Annotated in this window: 1 protein-coding gene; it reads right to left on the bottom strand. The window is 64.6% G+C overall.

Annotation, left to right across the window (positions count from 1 at the left end):
- The coding region (locus AC0IYH_RS29845) for a hypothetical protein (protein WP_471837694.1) at positions 1-221 on the bottom strand (221 nt) is incomplete at its 3' end.
- Positions 222-373: the final 152 nt, after the last annotated feature.

Raw genomic sequence — 373 nt, 5'->3', positions numbered from 1 at the left:
ACGAACCAGATGTCGAAATGCACGTCGTTGTCGTGATGAAGCGCGACGACCCCGGCGGTGACGATGGAATTGACCAGGGCGGCGAAATAGACCGGCAACGATCCGAACAGCGCCCCCAGCAGCGCGCCGTGCAACGCAACGGGGGTCGTCATGCCCGGTGACGCAAGCCAGCCGAGCAGGCGCACACGCGGAGGCGTGAAGGTGTCGTTCCTGCCCGTCATCCCGCCTGCCCCGTATCCGCAGCGTGCCCACGTGACACTCTGCGCCGTCCCTCGCCCGATCGAGCCATTCTGGGCGAATCGGGTTAACAATGTCTGTCGCAGATCGCCGCCGCCCGCTAGATGGCGACGCACCCAATCCATCCTTTTCCTGT

The organism is Pseudomonas sp. AC463 (genome assembly GCF_979253585.1).
Note: the sequence above shows the minus strand (reverse complement) of the source record. Positions and strands in the feature narration are given on the sequence as shown.